General features: G+C 70.9%; 14 protein-coding genes. 3 read left to right on the plus strand and 11 right to left on the minus strand.

All coding sequences use genetic code 11. The annotated features are described in order from the left end of the window. Positions 1-27: 27 nt before the first annotated feature. The 3 genes from DVA86_RS09835 to trpS form a co-directional block, all read right to left on the minus strand. Complete coding sequence (locus DVA86_RS09835) at positions 28-1,419, minus strand: hypothetical protein (protein WP_208877454.1); 1,392 nt, start codon at positions 1,417-1,419, stop codon at positions 28-30. A 480-nt stretch (positions 1,420-1,899) separates the two neighbouring features. Beyond that, positions 1,900-2,499, minus strand: a complete 600-nt coding sequence (locus DVA86_RS09840; protein WP_208877455.1) for a 2'-5' RNA ligase family protein — start codon at positions 2,497-2,499, stop codon at positions 1,900-1,902. 149 nt (positions 2,500-2,648) lie between these two features. Beyond that, entirely contained in the window at positions 2,649-3,665 is a 1,017-nt protein-coding gene (gene trpS / locus DVA86_RS09845; RefSeq protein ID WP_208877457.1) for a tryptophan--tRNA ligase, read from the minus strand. A 210-nt stretch (positions 3,666-3,875) separates the two neighbouring features. On the opposite strand from trpS, the gene rocD reads away from it, so the two are divergent. Beyond that, on the plus strand, positions 3,876-5,081 hold the full coding sequence (gene rocD / locus DVA86_RS09850; RefSeq protein WP_208877459.1) for an ornithine--oxo-acid transaminase: 1,206 nt from the start codon (positions 3,876-3,878) through the stop codon (positions 5,079-5,081). A 237-nt stretch (positions 5,082-5,318) separates the two neighbouring features. On the opposite strand, the gene pdxR is transcribed toward rocD, so the two are convergent. Continuing rightward, positions 5,319-6,842, minus strand: a complete 1,524-nt coding sequence (gene pdxR / locus DVA86_RS09855; RefSeq protein WP_208877461.1) for a MocR-like pyridoxine biosynthesis transcription factor PdxR — start codon at positions 6,840-6,842, stop codon at positions 5,319-5,321. A 47-nt stretch (positions 6,843-6,889) separates the two neighbouring features. On the opposite strand from pdxR, the gene DVA86_RS09860 reads away from it, so the two are divergent. Further along, complete coding sequence (locus tag DVA86_RS09860; RefSeq protein WP_208877463.1) at positions 6,890-7,369, plus strand: carboxymuconolactone decarboxylase family protein; 480 nt, start codon at positions 6,890-6,892, stop codon at positions 7,367-7,369. Positions 7,370-7,377: 8 nt separating this feature from the next. Then, positions 7,378-8,145 (plus strand): isocitrate lyase/PEP mutase family protein, encoded by a 768-nt coding sequence (locus DVA86_RS09865; protein ID WP_208877465.1) that lies wholly within the window; start codon positions 7,378-7,380, stop codon positions 8,143-8,145. An 82-nt stretch (positions 8,146-8,227) separates the two neighbouring features. Here DVA86_RS09865 and DVA86_RS09870 read toward each other — a convergent pair whose 3' ends face one another. The 7 genes from DVA86_RS09870 to DVA86_RS09900 all read right to left on the minus strand — a co-directional run bounded on the left by DVA86_RS09870 (position 8,228) and on the right by DVA86_RS09900 (position 18,185). Further along, positions 8,228-9,184, minus strand: a complete 957-nt coding sequence (locus DVA86_RS09870; RefSeq protein ID WP_208877466.1) for an ABC transporter substrate-binding protein — start codon at positions 9,182-9,184, stop codon at positions 8,228-8,230. Between the two features lie 189 nt (positions 9,185-9,373). After that, positions 9,374-10,300, minus strand: a complete 927-nt coding sequence (locus DVA86_RS09875) for an ABC transporter substrate-binding protein (RefSeq protein WP_245996465.1) — start codon at positions 10,298-10,300, stop codon at positions 9,374-9,376. Positions 10,301-10,430: 130 nt separating this feature from the next. Further along, complete coding sequence (locus tag DVA86_RS09880; protein ID WP_208877468.1) at positions 10,431-12,470, minus strand: ABC transporter permease; 2,040 nt, start codon at positions 12,468-12,470, stop codon at positions 10,431-10,433. Positions 12,471-12,522: 52 nt separating this feature from the next. Then, the gene (locus DVA86_RS09885) at positions 12,523-13,683 is read right to left on the minus strand and encodes a quaternary amine ABC transporter ATP-binding protein (protein ID WP_208877469.1); all 1,161 of its coding nucleotides are present in this window, start codon (positions 13,681-13,683) and stop codon (positions 12,523-12,525) included. After that, a complete protein-coding gene (locus DVA86_RS09890) occupies positions 13,683-15,266 on the minus strand; it encodes a GMC family oxidoreductase (RefSeq protein ID WP_208877470.1) in 1,584 nt (527 codons plus the stop codon). The genes DVA86_RS09885 and DVA86_RS09890 overlap by 1 nt, the downstream gene beginning before the upstream one ends. A gap of 75 nt (positions 15,267-15,341) precedes the next feature. Beyond that, positions 15,342-16,826: an aldehyde dehydrogenase family protein gene (locus DVA86_RS09895; protein ID WP_425470797.1), complete on the minus strand. Its 1,485-nt coding sequence runs from the start codon at positions 16,824-16,826 to the stop codon at positions 15,342-15,344. A gap of 369 nt (positions 16,827-17,195) precedes the next feature. Beyond that, the gene (locus DVA86_RS09900; RefSeq protein WP_208877472.1) at positions 17,196-18,185 is read right to left on the minus strand and encodes a malate dehydrogenase; all 990 of its coding nucleotides are present in this window, start codon (positions 18,183-18,185) and stop codon (positions 17,196-17,198) included. Between the last annotated feature and the right edge of the window lie 136 nt (positions 18,186-18,321).

The raw sequence follows: 18,321 nt of genomic DNA on the forward strand, positions 1-18,321 counted from the left end.
TGCGCCCCGCGCGGGAGGCGCCGCTGCTCAGCTGCCGGGGCCGAAGATCACCGCGAGCGGGCGGTCGCCGGACACGTCGGCGGAACGCCGCCGGGCCAGGTCGTCACCCAGGTACAGCTTCTTGCCCGTGTACAGCAGCCGCCGGTCCGAGCTGAAGCTCCCCTCCATCTCGGCGGTGTCCGCCGGGTGCTGCAGCAGCTTCTCCGTCTTGAACGTCTTGGGGTCGACCCGCCAGACGCCGCCGCCCCCTGCGGTCGTCGCCTCCTGGTACGCGAGGACCGCGCCCTTCTCGTCGAGGCCGATCGGCACCAGCGCGACGCCCTTCTCCATCTTCGACTGGCCGGTCTTCTTGCCGGTCTTCAGATCGAAGGCGACGATCTTGTTGCCGACGTCGTACTGCTCGTCCGGCGTCTGGTCCGAGCCCAGATAGAGCGTGCTCGTGCCCTTGTCGAGGGCGAACTCCGTACAGCCGTCCACATTGACCGCGGGGCAGTCCAGCTCGTACGCGTCGGCCAGGATGTCGATCTTGCTCAGCAGCTTGCCCTGCGCCGCGCTGTCGTCGATCGTCATGAAGTCCGTGACGCTCGCGCCGGGCTCCGCGTCGCCGGTGTCGACGCCGATCAGCAGCGGGTCGACGGAGGCCACGTGCACGTACTCGGGGCCGGAGGGCAGCTTGTACGTGGACTTCGCCTCCCCGGAGGCCGGGTCGAGGGTCTGCACGCGTAGAGCGGGCGGGTCGGCGTCACCACACTCGCGGACGACGACCAGCTTCTCCTCGCTGCCCGCGTAGCCCTCGTCGTCGCACTGGTCGTCCTCCCCCGGTGCCCAGAGCTGCCTGCCCTCGGCCGACCACGCGACGCCGCCACTGGTGCCCCCCGCGGCCACCGTGCCGCCACCCATCGTGACCTCGTCGAAGTCCATGGTGTCGCCCCAGCTGTCGACGGCCTGCTTCTGCCAGAGCAGCTTGCCCTTGTGCACGTCGACCACGCCGACCTGGGTGCACTCCGGATCGCTGTCCTTGCCGTTCTCAAAAAGGACCGCGACCTGGCCTTCCTTCGTGACGTACGAGGAGGACCAGCAGAGGTTGCCATCGAGCGGAATTTTCCATTCCGCCTGGCCGCCCGACAGCGGATATCCGACGATCTCCTTGACCCCGGCCTTCACGAAGTTCTTGTCGGTCGTCCACATTCCCTTTGCGACGGTCTCGTCATTGACCTTCGGCATCGGGACTTTGTTGACGACCTTCGCCGCGGCCGCGTCCGACGCCGCGTCGCCTTCTTTTCCGCCGTCACCACCGCTGGTGGCGAACCAGATACCACCGCCCGCGATCAGCACGACCGCGAGCACCGCGGCGACGATCACACCCGTCTTCGACTTCTGCTGGCGCCGGCGCCCCGGGCCCGTACCGCCCGGCCCCATGCCACCGGGGCCCATCGGGGGCGGACCGGGCGGGCCACCGGGGGGCGGACCGCCCATCGGAGGCTGACCAGGCGGTTGACCGGGCGGCCCGCCGGGCGGCGGCCCCTGGGGCGGGCCTCCCTGCGGTGGCCCCTGCTGCCACTGCGGCGGTCCCGAACCCCCCTGAGGCGGATACGCGGAATTGGGCGGTATCGGCTGTCCCATGGAATTCTCCTCATTTCGATACGGTGGAGCGCATGCGGACAGGCACGCCGCTCCAGCGCACTGGGATCATTCCTGTTGTGCCACTGGATTTCAAATTGAGTCTGCTGCACCTGAGTTCAGCAGAAATGCACTGGAGAACAGTTCGGAAAAACACCGGGAGCCGCGGAAGAAAACCGCTGGAAAGAAGCAGGAAAGGGCCGGACGCAGAGAGGGCGCCCGGCCGCAGGAATCAGCCGGACGCCGCGGAGGGCCAGAGAGGAGAGCGGGCGCGCGGGCTCAGACGGAGGGCGCGGCGGGCCTGGACAGGTCCGACAGGTCCGCCTGCCGCGGCACCGCGGGGAAGCACGGCTTGGCGCCGCCGAACGCGAACTCTCGCTGCAGCCGCCACACACAGTCCGCGCCCTGCGTGTACAGCGCGAAGCCGTCCACCGTCCAGGCCGCCTCGAAGTCCGCGAGCTCCGCGTACGCCCGGTCCATCGCCTCCTCGGCGATGCCGTGCGCGACCGTGACGTGCGGGTGGTACGGGAAGTGCAGCTCGCGGCGCAGCGGCCCCTCGGTGGCGCGTACGCGCTCCTGCAGCCAGCCGCAGGCCGAGCCGCCCTCGGCCACCCGTACGAACACCACGGGGGACAGCGGCCGGAACGTGTCCGTGCCCGACAGCCGCATCGGGAACGCGCGCCCCGCCGCCGCCACGGCGGCCAGATGCCGTTCGATGGCGGGCCGCGCCGCGGCGTCCACCTCGGTCGGCGGGAGCAGGGTGACGTGGGTGGGAATGCCGTGTGCGGCGGGATCGCCGAAGCCCGCACGCCGCTCCTGGAGGAAGCTGCCGTACGGCTCCGGGACCGCGATCGATACACCGAGCGTGACGGTCCCCACGTCGTTCTCCCTCCTGCGCTGTGTCTCTTGCCGTGCCCCGTTGCGTCGTGCTGCCGCGTCGTTCTTCGTGTCCGTGCTGTCCCGTCTCCGCGCGCGTGCCCGTGCCAGTGTGGCGGCTGGGCGGCCGCGGGACGAGGGTCTTCGTCGGGTCAGTGTTTCGCGGGCAGGAAGCCCACCCTGTCGTACGCCGTGGCCAGGGTCTCGGCGGCGACGCTCCGCGCCTTCTCCGCACCCTTGGCCAGGATGGAGTCCAGCGTCTCCGGGTCGTCCAGGTATTCCTGGGTACGGGCCCGGAACGGCGTCACCCACTCCGTGACGACCTCGGCGAGGTCGGTCTTCAGCGCACCGTAGCCCTTGCCGGCGTACCTCTGCTCGAGTTCCGGAATACCCGTGCCGGAGAGTGTGGCGAAGATGGTGAGCAGGTTGCTGACGCCCGGCTTCTTCTCCTCGTCGAAGACGATCTCCGAGCCCGTGTCGGTCACCGCGCTCTTGACCTTCTTCACGGTGGCCTTGGGCTCGTCGAGCAGGTTGACGATGCCCTTCGGGGAGGACGCCGACTTGCTCATCTTGATCGCCGGGTCCTGGAGGTCGTAGATCTTCGCCGTCTCCTTCAGGATGTACGGCTCCGGGATGGTGAACGTCGGGCCGTAGCGGCCGTTGAAGCGCTCGCCCACGTCGCGCGTGATCTCGACGTGCTGGCGCTGGTCCTCGCCGACGGGCACCTGGTCCGCGTGGTACAGCAGGATGTCCGCGATCTGCAGGATCGGGTACGTGAACAGGCCGACGGTGGTCCGGTCGGCGCCCTGCTTGGCGGACTTGTCCTTGAACTGGGTCATCCGGGACGCCTCACCGAAGCCCGTGACGCAGTTCATGACCCACGCCAGCTGCGCGTGCTCCGGCACGTGGCTCTGCACGAACAGCGTGCAGCGCTCCGGGTCCAGCCCGGCGGCCAGCAGCTGTGCGGCCGCGAGGCGGGTGCTGGCCCGCAGCTCGGCGGGGTCCTGCGGGATCGTGATCGCGTGCAGGTCGACGACCATGTAGAACGCGTCGTGAGTCTCCTGCAGGGCCACCCACTGGCGCACGGCACCCAGGTAGTTGCCGAGGTGGAAGGAGCCGGCGGTGGGCTGGATCCCGGACAGCACGCGAGGTCGACGGTCGTTGGCCATGACGCCCATTCTCGCAGAACGCGGGGCCTCACGAGGCCCCAGGGCCCGCCTCGCGGGGAACGTCACACCCACGGGGGCGACACTGGGTGCAGACCGTACGAACAGCGGCGCGCCACGATCATCACCGGATACAGGCTTCGTAAATCAGCCCACCGGCGATAGAAAGAGGCACCGCCTGTCAGTCTGACGAGAAGAACGGAACGCCCACCCATGGTCACTTCTTCCGAGCTGATCACGACCTCCGACGCGTACAGCGCGCACAACTACCACCCGCTCCCCGTCGTCGTGGCCTCCGCGGAGGGCGCCTGGATGACCGACGTCGAGGGACGGCGCTACCTGGACATGCTCGCCGGGTACTCGGCGCTGAACTTCGGGCACGGCAACCCCCGGCTCGTCAACGCCGCCAAGGCCCAGCTGGACCGCGTCACGCTGACCTCGCGCGCCTTCCACCACGAGCGGTTCGCCGACTTCTGCGCGTCGCTGGCCGAGCTGTGCGGCATGGAGACGGTGCTGCCGATGAACACCGGCGCGGAGGCCGTCGAGACGGCGGTGAAGACCGCGCGCAAGTGGGGCTACCAGGTCAAGGGCGTGCCCGCGGGGCAGGCGAAGATCATCGTCGCGGACAACAACTTCCACGGCCGCACCACCACCATCGTCAGCTTCTCGACGGACGAGGACGCGCGGCGCGACTTCGGCCCGTACACCCCGGGCTTCGAGATCGTCCCCTACGGCGACCTCGCCGCGCTGGAGGCGGCCGTGGACGAGCACACCGTCGCCGTCCTGCTGGAACCGATCCAGGGCGAGGCGGGCGTCCTCGTCCCGCCGCCGGGCTACCTCACCGGCGTACGGGAGCTGACCCGGGACCGGAACGTGCTGTTCATCGCGGACGAGATCCAGTCCGGGCTGGGCCGTACGGGCGCGACGTTCGCCTGCGAGCAGGAGGACGTGGTGCCCGACATGTACGTGCTGGGCAAGGCGCTGGGCGGCGGCGTCGTCCCCGTCTCGGCGGTCGTGTCCTCACGGGCCGTGCTGGGCGTGTACCGGCCCGGCGAACACGGCTCCACCTTCGGCGGCAACCCGCTCGCCTGCGCGGTCGGGCAGGAGGTCATCGCGATGCTGCGAACCGGGGAGTACCAGCAGCGCGCGACGGAACTGGGCGAGCACCTGCACCGCGAACTGGGCCTGCTCGTGGGCGACGGGGCGGTACGGGCGGTACGCGGCCGCGGCCTGTGGGCGGGCGTCGACATCGACCCCGCGCACGGCACGGGCCGCGAGATCTCGGAGCGGCTGATGGAGCGGGGCGTGCTGGTGAAGGACACGCACGGGTCGACGATCCGCATCGCGCCGCCGCTGGTGATCACGAAGGAGGACCTGGACTGGGGCCTCGCCCAACTCCGCGCGGTGCTCTCGCATTAGACCGTCCTCAGCCACGCAATCCAGCCCGTCCGGCACACTCGACGACGGGCCTCAACCAGGCAATTCAGCCCGTCCGGCGATTGAGGACGGCCCCCGGCCACGACGGGGCCGCGCCGCACCCGTACGCAAACTGGCCACCACCAAGCCGTGGCCGCCCCGGTCCGTCCTCAAACGCCGGACGGGCTGGGAGTGGCCGCTTCCCGCCGTGCGGAAGCGACGGGTCGGTAGTCGCCGCGGTCAGGGAGGGAGGGACGCGCAGAGCGCGGTCAGGGACGAGGGGAACGCGTGGTCCGGCGGCGTCCCGTAACCGACCACCAGCGCGTCACGGACCGCCCCGTCCACCCCCGCCGCGTCCGGGTGCCGGAAGCGCGACAGGCCGTCCACGGCCAGCCCCACGCGCGCGGCCGCGCGCAGGACGGACTGCTCGGTGCCCGGCGGCAGTTCGAGCACCGCGTGCAGCCCGGCCGCGATGCCGGTGACGCGGATGTGCGGCGCGCGTTCCGCGAGGGTCGCGACGAGCTGGTCGCGGCGCCGCCGGTAGCGCAGCCGTACGGCGCGTACGTGCCGGTCGTACGCGCCGGACTCCAGCAGGTCCGCCAGGGTCAGCTGGTCCAGCGCACTGGACTGGTGCTCCGCCTTCGCCGCCAGCACCGCGTCCACGACGTGCCCCGGCAGCACCGCCCAGCCGAGCCGCAGCCCGGGGGCGAGGCTCTTGCTGACGGTGCCGAGGTACACGACCCGTTCCGGGTCCAGGCCCTGTACGGCGCCGACGGGCTGCCGGTCGTAGCGGAATTCGCCGTCGTAGTCGTCCTCCAGGACGAGTCCGCCGACCGTCCGGGCCCAGTCGACGACCTCCGTGCGCCGGTCAGGCAGCAGCGGGGCGCCGGTCGGGTACTGGTGCGCGGGCGTGAGCAGGACGGCGCGTACGGGCGAGCCGTGCAGGTCCGCGACCCGCGCGCCCTGGCCGTCGACCGCGAGGGGCGGTGTGCGTACACCCGCGCCGGTGAGGATGTCGCGGTGGATCCACAGGCCGTACGACTCGACGGCGACGCCGTACCGCGCCGTGTGGTCCGTACGGCCGAGCATCGCGAGTGCCTGCGAGAAGCCGGCGCAGACCACGATGCGGGCGGGATCGGCGCGTACGCCGCGGGCGCGCGCCAGGTAGTCGGCGAGTGCGCGGCGCAGTTCGGGGCGGCCGCGTGGATCGCCGTAGCCGAAGGCGGAGTTGGGGGCGGCGTTCAGGGCGCGGCGGGCGGAGGTGAGCCAGGCGGCGCGCGGGAAGGACGACAGGTCGGGGCGGCCGGTGCGGAGGTCGTGCCGGGGCGGGCCGGTGCCGTCGAGCGGCCCGTACGGCCCGTACGGGCCCCTGCGCTCCGGGTCGCTCGACGGCCCCCGCGCCGTCGAGCGGCCCGGTGCCGCCCGCCGTACGGGCTGGGCGGCCGTACGCCGTGCCACGCGCGTGCCGGAGCCCTGCCGGGCGGTGAGCCAGCCCTCGGCGACGAGTTCGGCGTACGCGTCGGCGACGGTGTTGCGGGCGACGCCCAGGTCGGCGGCGAGGGAGCGGGAGGAGGGCAGCCGGGTGCCGGGGGCGAGCCGCCCGTTCCGTACGGCGTCGCGCAGCGCCCGCATGAGGGCGGCGCGCAGGCCGCGTACGGGGGTCCCGCCGGGGCCGCGGTCCAGGTCGAGGTGGAGGTCGGTGCCCGAGACGGAGACGGGGGCCGGCCGTCCCTCCGACTGTGAAGTGGCCCAGGAACTCGCCATGGAAATGGACCATATCGGTGGGCTACTGGCTGCGTAGAGTCGGGCTCATGACGACGACATCCGAGCCCGGTTCCCGTATCGCCCTCTTCAAGACCGCCCCCGACGTGTACAAGACGATGGCCGCCTTCCAGGCCGCCGCCGCGGACGGGCTCGACCCCGTGGTGGCGGAGCTGATCAAGATCCGCGCCTCGCAGATCAACAAGTGCGCGTACTGCATCGACATGCACCTCACCGAGGCCCGCGAGCAGGGCGAGTCCGCGCTGCGGCTGGACCTGCTGAGCGCCTGGCAGGAGGTGGACGGCGTCTACTCGGAGCGGGAGCGGGCGGCGCTCGCGCTGACCGAGTCGATCACGCTGCTCACCCAGGACTACGTCCCGGACGAGGTGTACGAGCGCGCGGCGAAGCACTTCGACGAGGCCGAACTGGCGCGGCTGATCGCGCAGATCGTCGCGATCAACGCGTGGAACCGGTTCCAGGTCACCACGCGCGCGGTCCCCGCCGGCGTCGCGAAGCTCAAGGACGCGTGATCCGCCCCGTGACCGGACCGCCCCCGGACCCCGCCCGGCCCCCGGCCCCCGCTTCCGCCGCCCGGCTGCGCGCCCTGCACGCCGGGCGCGCGCCCGGCGATCCGCTGGTGCTGCCCGGCCCGTGGGACGCGGCCAGCGCGGACGTGTTCGTACGCGCCGGGGCCGAGGCCCTGGCCACGCCCAGCCACGGGATCGCGGCCTCGCTCGGCCACGCCGACGGCAGCACCCCCGCGGACGAGATGTTCGCGGCGGTGGCCCGGATCGTACGGGCGGTGGACGGGCGCGTTCCGGTGAGCGCTGACATCGAGCGTGGCTACGGCCTGCCGCCCGCGGAGCTCGTCGCGCGGCTCCTCGGCACGGGGGCCGTCGGCTGCAATCTGGAGGACTCCGCGGGCGGCGAACTCGTCGACCCGCGGCGGCAGGCGGACTTCCTGTCGGAGGTGCACGCGGCGGCGGGCGACCGCCTGTTCGTGAACGCGCGCATCGACACGTACATCCGCGGCGCCGCCGACCCGCTGGGCGAGGCGCTCGAACGGGGACGGCTGTACGTGGCGGCGGGCGCGGAGTGCGTGTATCCGTTCGCGGCGCCGCCGGCCGATCTCGGCGTGCTCGCCGGGGAGTTGGGCGTCCCGGTCAACGCGATCCCGCTGCCGGACGGCCCGTCGGCGCGCGAACTCGCCGAGGCGGGCGCGTCCCGCATCACGTACGGCGGCGGGCTGCACGCCCGCGCGCTGGCGGCGTACGAGGACATCGCCCGTACGCTGCCCCTCCCCTAGGGCGAGTCCTCGCGGCCGGACCCGCTCCAGCCGGACCGGCCCTGACCTGACCCGCCCCCGGCGGGCCGCCCCGCGCGGCCCGTCACAGGTCCCAGAGCCAGACCTTCCACGTGCCCTTGTTGTCCTTCGCCCACCGCTTCGCGGCCTTCTCCGGGGAGAGGCCGTCGCGGGCGATCATCTTCGCGACCTCGTTCTGGTCCTCCTCGCCCCACTGGAAGTTGCGGAGGAAGTGGGCGGCCTTGCCGCCGTCCTTGTCGAAGTCCGCGTTGAGGTACTTCTGCAGCTCCGTCTCGGGGTAGCCGCACCGGGCCTTCTCCTCGACGGCGTCGCAGCCGTTGTAGTGCGGCGGCAGCTCGACCTCCGTGAGATCGACCTCGGACTCGAGCCAGTGCGGGCGCCACCAGTAGGTGAGGAACGGCTCCTCGTCCTTGGCGCGCTTGCGCATCTCCTTGATCTGGGCGTCCTCGCTACCCGCGTAGACCGCCTTGAAGTCCAGCTTCAGGTTCTTGATCAGCTCCTCGTCCCGGGTCACGAACTTCGGGGAGCCCTCGAGGAGCCGCCCCTTGCCGCCCGTCTCCGGGGTGCGGAAGAGGTGCGAGTAGTCGTTGAGTTTCCGCCACTTGGTGATGTCCGTGTGCTCGGCGGACAGGTACTCCGGCACGTACCAGCCGATGCGGCCCTTCACGCCCAGGTCGCCGGCCTGCTTCACGGTCTTCTTCTTGTCGATGTACTTCTTCTCGAGGTCCGGGTGGCCCCAGTCCTCGAGGATGGCGTCGGCCCTGCCGTCGCCGATGGCTTCCCAGGCGTGGTCCTCGTCCATCTTCTTGACCGTGACGTCGTATCCCAGCTCCTCTTCGAGGATGTAAGCAGCGACGGCGGCATTCGCCTGGCCGCCCGCCCAGGTGGGCGCGGTGAGGGTGACGGGGTCGCCGTCTTCGGAGGCGCCGGCACCGGAGTCGGAGCCGCAGGCACTGAGCGCCAGGAGGGTGAGGGCCGCGAGGGCGGCCTTGGTCTTGCTCAGATGAAGGACAGAAGACATGGAGGGCGGCTGTCAATCGCTGGTGGGGGGCTGGGGGTGTCGCAAGACAAAAGAGTAACCGCCCCCGGTACGGCACGCGTTCCGGGGGCGGTCAGGTTCGTCGGAGTGGCCAGGTCAGGGGCCTGTCACAGGCTTACCCGAGCTAGTCACACGACGTCATACGGGGCTTCAGCCACCGCAGTGCGGGAGTTACGGCAGCCACTTCTCCCACTTGGCCTTGTTGTCCTTGATCCAGGCCGCGGCCGCGTCCTCCGGGTCCATCTTCTCGCCCGCGATCATCTGGGCCACCTCGTTCTGGTCCTCGGTGGTCCACTTGAAGTTCTTCAGGAACTTGTGCGCGTCACCGCCGTCCTTGGCGAAGTCCGCGTTGAAGTACTTCTGCAGGGCGAGGGTGTCGTAGCCGCAGGTCACCTTCTCCAGCGGCTCCAGGCAGCCGTCCTCGTACTTGGGCAGCTTGACCTCGACCATCTCGATCTCGGCGTTCATCCACTGCGGCTCCCACCAGTAGGTGAGGAAGGGCTTCTTCGCCTCGTAGAGCCGCTGGATCTCCTTGAGCTGGGCCGCCTCGCTGCCGGTGGGCAGGATCTTGAAGTTCAGCTTGTGGTTCTTGATGAGCTCCTCGTCGTGCGTCGTGTACGACGGTGCCGCGCCGAGGAACTGGCCCTTGTCGCCGCTCTCGGACGTCTTGAAGTCCTTCGCGAACTTGTTGAGGTTCTTCGGGTCCAGGACCTCGGGGTGCTTGTCCGCGTAGTACTTCGGCACGAACCAGCCGATGTGGCCCGTGACGCCGAGGTCGCCGCCCTTGACGACGGTCTTCTTCTCGTCGACGTAGGTCTTGACCTTCTTCGGGACGCCGTCCCAGTCCTCGAGGATGGCGTCCGCCTTGCCGCTGTTCAGCGCGTCGAAGGCGACCGGCTCGTCCATCTGCTGCACGTCGACCTTGACGTCCAGCTCGTCCTCCATCAGCTTCTTGGCGACCGCGCTGTTGGCCTGCGCACCGACCCAGGAGGGCTGCGTGATGGTGACCTTGTCACTGCCGCCGCTCTCGGTCTCCGCCGCGCCACAGGCGCTGAGCGCCACCATGCTGGCCACGCCGACACCAGCGACGAGAGTCATTCTGCTTCGCTTGCTCTTGTACATGAGGGAAGTGCCTTCTCTTGTAGTTGTGTTGTCGGCTGGCGGGTTGCCAGGAGCCTGAGGGGTCATCGGTGGGTCCTCGGTCGTGTCCCCCGTGCCGCGGCGTACGTCATCGGTACGTCCGCTCCCGTACGGCGGGCTGGGACAGCCGGTCCAGGACGATGCCGAGGCAGACGATCGCCACACCGGCCGGCAGGCCGAGCGCCAGGTCGCCCTTCGACAGGCCCTTCACCACGTCGATGCCGAGCGCGCCGCCGCCGACCATGCCGGCGATCACGACCATGGACAGGACCAGCACCACGCCCTGGTTGACGGCGACGAGCAGCGCCCGGCGCGCCAGCGGCAGCTGGACCTGCAGGAGTTGCTGCCTGCTGGTGGCGCCCAGCGAACGGGCGGCCTCCAGCGCGGCGGGGTCGACCTGCCGTATGCCCTGCGCGGTGATGCGTACGACGGCGGGCAGCGCGTAGATCACCGCTGCCGCGATGCCGGCCGCGCGCCCGAGGCTGAACAGGGCGATGACCGGGATCAGATAGACGAACTGCGGCATCGTCTGCATCGTGTCCAGCACCGGCCGCAGCATCCGGTCGACGCGGTCCACCCGGGCCGCCAGGATGCCCAGCAGGAAGCCGAACAGCAGCGTGAGGACGAGCCCGGCCAGCACCTGGGACAGGGTGTCGAACGACCGGTCCCACAAACCCATCACGCCGATCAGGCCGAGCGCGATGACGCTGCTCAGCGCCGCGCGCCAGGTCCCGACGACCCAGCCCAGCACGGCGACGACCAGCACCACGGCCCACCAGGGCGTGGCGAGGAGGCCGCTGCGCAGCGGGTTGAGCACGCCGTTGGCGAAGCCGTTCGCCCAGGTGACGGTGCCGCCGAGAAGCGGGACACCGGAACCGAGGTGGTCGATGAACCAGTCCACCGCGGTGTTCACCGGCTCGGCGATGTCCACCGTCCAGGTCTCCGGCCACTCGCGGTCCCACAGCCGGCTGCCGAACGCCGCGAACGCCGCCGTCAGCACGCCCAGCCCGGCCCACACCGGCCAGCCGCGCAGCCGCGCCAGCGGCCCCGGGCCCGGCGGCTCGTGCTCGTCGAGGCGCTCCCCCGCGGCGGCGGTCGTCCGGTCCAGCAGGATGGCCAGCAGTACGACGGCCACGCCCGCGGTCAGGGCCTCGCCGACGTCGATGTCGCCGAGCGCCTGGTAGATCTCCTCACCGAGACCGCCGGAGCCGATCAGCGAGGCGAGCACGACCATCGACAGACACATCATGATCGTCTGGTTGAGGCCGAGCATCATCTCCTTGCGCGCCAGCGGCAGCCGCGCCGTGCGCAGCCGCTGCCAGGAGCTGGCGCCCAGCGAGGCGGATGCCTCCAGGGCGGCCGGGTCCGCGCCGCGCAGGCCCAGCGAGGTGAGCCGGGCCATCGGCGGTGCGGCGTAGATGACGGTCGCGACCAGCGCGGACGGCACGCCGATGCCGAAGATCAGCAGGAACGGCAGCAGGTACGCGAACGCCGGCATCACCTGCATCGTGTCGAACACCGGGCGCAGTAGCCGTTCGCAGCGGTCCGACAGCCCGGCGGCCAGGCCCAGGAGCAGGCCGAGGACGGCGGCGGCGAACACCGCGACCGTCATCAGGGCCAGCGTCTCCATGGTGGATTCCCACATGTCCAGCAGCCCGCACACCGCGAACACGCCGAGCGCGGTCGCCCCGACGCGCAGCGCGCGGCGGCTGAGGTCGGCGCCGCCCGCGGCCCAGGCGATCAGCGTGCCGATGGCGGTCACGCCGACCCAGCCGAGCGACTCGAACAGCTCGATCATGCCGTCCACGGAGTCCTGCGCGGAGTTGCTGACGTGCAGCAGGAAGTACAGGAACAGCCAGTGGGTGTCGCGGTTGTCGACGAGCCAGTTGTTCAGGTCGTTCAGCGGCGTCTCGACGTCGACGGTCCAGCCGGCCGGCCAGTCGCTCTCACCGACGATCACGGCGCTGACGACCGCGACCAGGAGCGCCAGCAGCACCAGCGCGGCCCTGGGGTTCGCGCCGAGCCAGGCCCGTACGCGTACGCCGAGGCCCTCGTCGCCGGAGCCGCCCGTGCCGCCGGAGCCGGATGCGGGCGCGGAGCCCTTCTTCTCAAGCGTCGGCGCGCTCATACGCCCCTCCCCTGCTGGGTACGGGGCGAGCGCCCGCCGGTTCGTGCGGTGCTCATACGGCAGCCACCTCCCGGCCTTCCTTGCCGTCCCCGCCGTCCTTGCCGGCATCCCCGCCGTCGCCGCCGTCCCCGCCGTCCCCGCCGTCCTTGTCGATGCCGGCGACGACTGCGAGCAGCTGCTCGTGCCCGACGACGCCGAGGAGCTTCTTGCCGTCCATCACGCGCACCGGCTCGCCGGTACGGGCCACGGCCTCGATCGCGTCGGAGACGAGCGCGTTCGGCGGCAGCTCGGAACCGGCGGCGCCCTCGGAGGCGCCGGAGCCGGCCTTGGCCTCCGCGCCGTCCGCGGCGCGCATGGCCCGCCGTACGGAGATGACCTGCTCGCGCGGCACGTCGCGGACGAAGTCCCGTACGTAGTCGTCGGCCGGGTTGGCGACGATCTCCTCCGGGGTGCCGAGCTGGACGATCTCGCCGTCCCGCATCAGCGCGATCCGGTCGCCCAGGCGCAGCGCCTCGGACAGGTCGTGGGTGATGAACACCATCGTCCGGCCCTCCTCGCGGTGCAGCCGGATGACCTCCTCCTGCATGTCGCGGCGGATCAGCGGGTCGAGCGCGCTGAACGGCTCGTCGAAGAGCATCACCTCGGGGTCGACGGCGAGCGCCCTGGCCAGCCCGACGCGCTGCTGCTGGCCGCCGGACAGCTGCCGCGGGCGGCGTTCGCCGAGGCCCGCCAGGCCGACCTTCTCCACCATCTCGGCGGCGACGGCGCGGCGCTCCTCGCGGCCCATGCCCTGGATCTCCAGGCCGTAGGCGACGTTGTCGATCACGCTGCGGTGCGGCAGCAGCCCGAAGTTCTGGAACACCATCGAGGCGCGGTGCCGGCGCAGCTCGCGCAGCCGGCTCTTGTCCATGGCGCGTACGTCCTCGCCGTCCATCACCAGCGAGCCCGAGGTCGGCTCGATGAGCCGGGTCAGACACCGTACGAGCGTGGACTTGCCGGAGCCCGACAGGCCCATGACGACGAAGACCTCGCCCTTGTGCACGTCGAAGGAGACGTCGCGTACGGCGGCGGTGCAGCCCGTTTTGGCGCGCAGGTCGGTGGCGCTGAGTCCCGCGTACTCCTTGTTGCCCGGGACCTTCTCCGCCTTGGGGCCGAAGACCTTCCACAGATTGCGGACGGAGAACACCGGGTGGGTCTCGGTGGTTTCGGACATCACGCAACACCTCCCAGTGCCGTCGTCGAATGGGGCGTCGTATCAGGGGACTTGCCGCTGGAGCCGTCGGAGCGCAGCAGGTCGGCGGCCTTCTCGCCGACCATGAGCACGCCGAGCATGGGGTTCACGGTGGGCATCGTCGGGAAGACGGAGGCGTCGGCGATGCGGATGCCGGCCAGCCCGCGTACGCGCAACTCCGGGTCCACCACGGCGAGTCCGTCGTCGGCGGCGCCCATCCGGCAGGTGCCCGCGGGGTGGTACACGGTGTGCGCGACCTGGCGGGCGTACGCGCTGAGCTCCTCGTCGGAGGTGACCTCCGGGCCCGGACACACCTCCCGCTTCAGCCACTTGGCCAGCGGTTCGGCGCGGGCCACCTCGCGGGCGAGGCGGATGCCGTCGACGAGGGTGCGGGCGTCGTAGTCGTCCTCGTCCGTGAAGTAGCGGAAGTCGAGGGCGGGTTTGACGGCCGGGTCGGCCGAGGTGAGGAACAGCCGGCCGCGGCTGTGCGGCTTGGGGATGTTCGGGGTCATCGACACGCCGTGCTCGGGCTTCTCGTAGCCGATCCGCTCGGGGTTGTCGGTGAACGGGATCTGGTAGAAGTGGAACATCAGGTCGGGGCCCGGGGCGGTCTCGTCGCGCCGTACGAACAGGCCCGCGTCGGAGTCCATCGCGGAGTTCTCCGGGATGGGGCCGTCCGTCTCCCAGACGATCACTGACTCGGGGTGGTCGAGCAGGTTCTCGCCGACGCCCGGCAGGTCGAGCGCCACCGGGATGCCCAGCGCCTCCAGGTCGCGGGCGGGCCCGATCCCGGAGTGCAGCAGCAGCCGCGGGGTGTCCACGGCGCCCGCGCACACTAGTACCTCCCGCTCGGCGCTGATCAGCCGCTCCGTGCCGTCGGCCGTACGCACGTGGACGCCGGTCGCGCGGTTGCCGTCCAGCTCCAGCCGGTACGCCCAGGTCTCCAGGAACAGGTCCAGGTTCGGGCGGTCGCCGGCCTTCATGTGGGGGTGGAGATACGCGACGGAGGCGGAGGAGCGCTTGTTGTTCTCCGGGTGGTACGAGAGGTCGAAGAAGCCGGCGCCCTCGGTGAACGGCGCCTTGTTGAAGCCCTCGACGCGCGGCACGCCCAGCGCGGCGGTGGCGGCCTCGACGAAGTCGCGGGCGATGGCGTTCCGGTCCTTCTCGTCCACCGCGACGATGTTGTTCCGCAGCTTCCCGAAGTACGGGTCCATCGTCTCGGCGTTCCAGCCGCGGGCGCCCGCCTCCTCCCACTCGTCCCAGTCGGAGGGGAGCGGCTTGAAGGAGATCAGGGTGTTGTGCGACGAGCAGCCGCCCAGGACGCGGGCGCGGCTGTGCCGGATGTGGGAGTTGCCGCGGGGCTGCTCGGTCGTCGGGTAGTCGTAGTCCAGCTCACCGCCGAGCAGGCCGAGCCAGCGGCGCAGGGTGAGCACCTCCGGGCGGTCCATGTCGGACGGACCGCCCTCGATGACGGCGACGCGGACGCCGGGGTCCTCGGTGAGCCGGGAGGCGATCACGGAACCGGCCGTACCGCCGCCGACTATGACGTAGTCATAGGTGGCCATTGGGGGTGTTGCTCCTTGAGGGGATGAAGGCGCCGGGGGTGCGGGCGAAGGTCCTCCGGCGGGGACGTGGGTGGGTCAGCCCGCGAACCAGCGCACCGGTGCGGGGCGCAGGTTCTCGTACACGTGCTTCGTCTCGCGGTACTCGGCCAGACCGTGCGGACCGAGTTCGCGGCCCACTCCGGACTTGCCGAAACCGCCCCACTCGGCTTGCGGCAGGTACGGGTGGAAGTCGTTGATCCAGACCGTGCCGTGCCGCAGACGGGCCGCGATCCGGCGTGCCCGTGCCGTGTCCGAGGAGAAGACGGCGCCCGCGAGACCGTAGTCGGTGTCGTTCGCGAGGGCTACGGCTTCGTCCTCGGTACGGAAGGTCTCGACGGTCAGAATCGGCCCGAACGTCTCTTCCCGGACGACCCGCATGCTCCGGTCGCAGTCGTCGAGAACCGTCGGGCAGTAGAAGTAGCCCGAGGCGGGGCGCACCTCGGAGGGCTTGGGGCGCTCGCCGCCGCAGCGCAGGGTGGCGCCCTGGGCGAGCGCGGACGCGACGTACGCCTCGGTCTTGGCGAGCTGCTGCTCGGAGACCAGCGGGCCGCACTCCACACCGTCCTCGGTGCCGCGCCCCAGCCGGATGCGGGAGGCGCGCTCGGCGAGCTCCGTGACGAAGCGGGACCGTACCGACTCCTCGATGACGAGCCGGGCGCCGGCCGAGCAGACCTGGCCGCTGTGGATGAACGCCGCGTTCAAGGCTTGATCGACCGCGTGGTCGAAACGCTCGTCCGTGTCGCATGCGTCCGCAAAGACGACGTTCGGGTTCTTGCCGCCCAGCTCCAGCGCGACCTTCTTCACGGTGGGGGCCGCCGCCTGCGCCACCTTCGTACCGCTGGCCAGGCCGCCGGTGAACGAGACCAGATCGACACCGGGGTGTTCCGCCAGTCGGGCGCCCACGGGGTTTCCGGCCCCGGTGACGAGGTTGGCCACGCCCGTCGGCAGGCCGGCCTCGGCGAGCAGTCTCAGCAGGTGGACGGTGGAGAGCGGCGTCACCTCGCTGGGCTTGAGCACGAAGGTGTTGCCGGCGGCGAGCGCCGGTGCGACCTTCCAGCTGGCCTGGAGGAGGGGATAGTTCCACGGTGTGATCATCGCGCAGACGCCGACCGGTTCGTGGACGACGACGCTGTGTACGTCGGCGCTGCCGGCGTCGACCACACGGCCGCCGGACTCGTTCACGATCAGGTCCGCGAAGTAGCGGAAGGCGGCGGTGACGTCGTCCACGTCGACCCGGCCCTCCTCGAGGGTCTTGCCCGTGTCGCGCGACTCGGTGAGGGCGATCTCCTCGCGGTCGCGCTGCAGGAGGTCGGCCACGCGGCGCAGCAGTCCCGCGCGCTCGGTGGCGGGTGTCCCGGGCCAGGGCCCGTTGTCGAAGGCATCGCGGGCGGCGGCGACAGCGGCGTCGGTGTCGTCCGCGTCACCCTCGGCGACAACCGCCAGGACCGAGGCGTCCGCCGGGTCGAGAACGTCCCGTGTCCCGCCGGCTGTGGCGGAGCGCCACACTCCGTTGATGTGCATGCTCTCGATTACGGACACCTTGTGATCTGCCTTCCATGTACGAAATGTGCCTGATCACCTGCCGAGGCGTGGTGATCAAACGAAACCCCTGCCCCATCCCGACCGCCTCATGTCTCTATGAGTCGAATAAGTGGCCTTCCTCACGAGCCTCTGTTCCCCTGGGTCTCGGTAACAGCACGAATGCCTAACCGAATGACGTCAATGGGCACACGGGGCAGTTTCCGGCCACCTTTCCCACGGAACGCGAACGGGCCGGCACGGACAGCGATGGTCCGTACCGGCCCGTTGTGACGGGTGATGTGACGGGGCGCGCGTTCAGCGGCGGCCGGGGGTGACGGCCGGGTCCGCGCGGAGCCCGTCAGCGTGCGTTCAGAGCAGGCCCAGCCCGCGTACCGCGTCCCGCTCCTCGGCCAGCTCCTGTACGGAGGCGTCGATGCGCGGCCGCGAGAAGTCGTTCACCTCGAGGCCCTGGACGATCTCGTACGAGCCGCCGGCGCAGGTCACGGGGAACGACGAGATCAGGCCCTCGGGCACACCGTACGAGCCGTCCGAGGGGATGCCCATCGAGGTCCAGTCGCCCTCGGGGGTGCCGTTCACCCAGGTGTGCACGTGGTCGATCGCGGCGTTGGCGGCGGATGCGGCGGACGAGGCGCCGCGCGCCTCGATGATGGCCGCGCCGCGCTTGGCGACGGTCGGGATGAACTCGTCGGCCAGCCACTTCTCGTCGTTGACGGCCTCGGCGGCGTTCTTGCCCGCGATCTCGGCGTGGAAGATGTCCGGGTACTGGGTCGCCGAGTGGTTGCCCCAGATGGTGAGCTTCCGGATGTCGGCGACCGTGCTGCCGGTCTTCTTCGCGAGCTGCGACAGCGCGCGGTTGTGGTCGAGGCGGGTCATCGCGGTGAACCGCTCGGCCGGTACGTCGGGGGCGGCGGCCTGCGCGATCAGCGCGTTGGTGTTCGCGGGGTTGCCGACGACGAGGACCTTCACGTCGTCCGCGGCGCCATCGTTGATGGCCTTGCCCTGCGGCTTGAAGATGCCGCCGTTGGCCTCCAGCAGGTCGCCGCGCTCCATGCCCTTCGTCCGCGGCCGGGCGCCGACCAGCAGGGCGACGTTGGTGCCGTCGAAGGCGGCGTTCGCGTCGTCGGTGATGTCGATGCCACTGAGCAGCGGGAAGGCGCAGTCGTCCAGCTCCATCGCGGTGCCCTCGGCGGCCTTCACCGCCTGCGGGATCTCCAGCAGCCGGAGCCGCACCGGCACGTCCGCGCCGAGCAGATGGCCGGACGCGATGCGGAACAGCAGCGCGTAGCCGATCTGCCCCGCGGCGCCGGTGACGGTGACATTGACGGGGGTGCGGGTCATGGCGATCTCCGAGTACCTGACGTTCCGATGGTGTCTTCCTGAGGCTCCGCCGCAGGGAGACTCCGAGACGTTCCCTGCGTTGTTCCAGAGATCTCTCTACGTCAAGAGAGCTGCCGTCAGGCTATCGGACGCCCCC

This window comes from Streptomyces armeniacus (genome assembly GCF_003355155.1).
GTDB classification, from domain to species: domain Bacteria; phylum Actinomycetota; class Actinomycetes; order Streptomycetales; family Streptomycetaceae; genus Streptomyces; species Streptomyces armeniacus.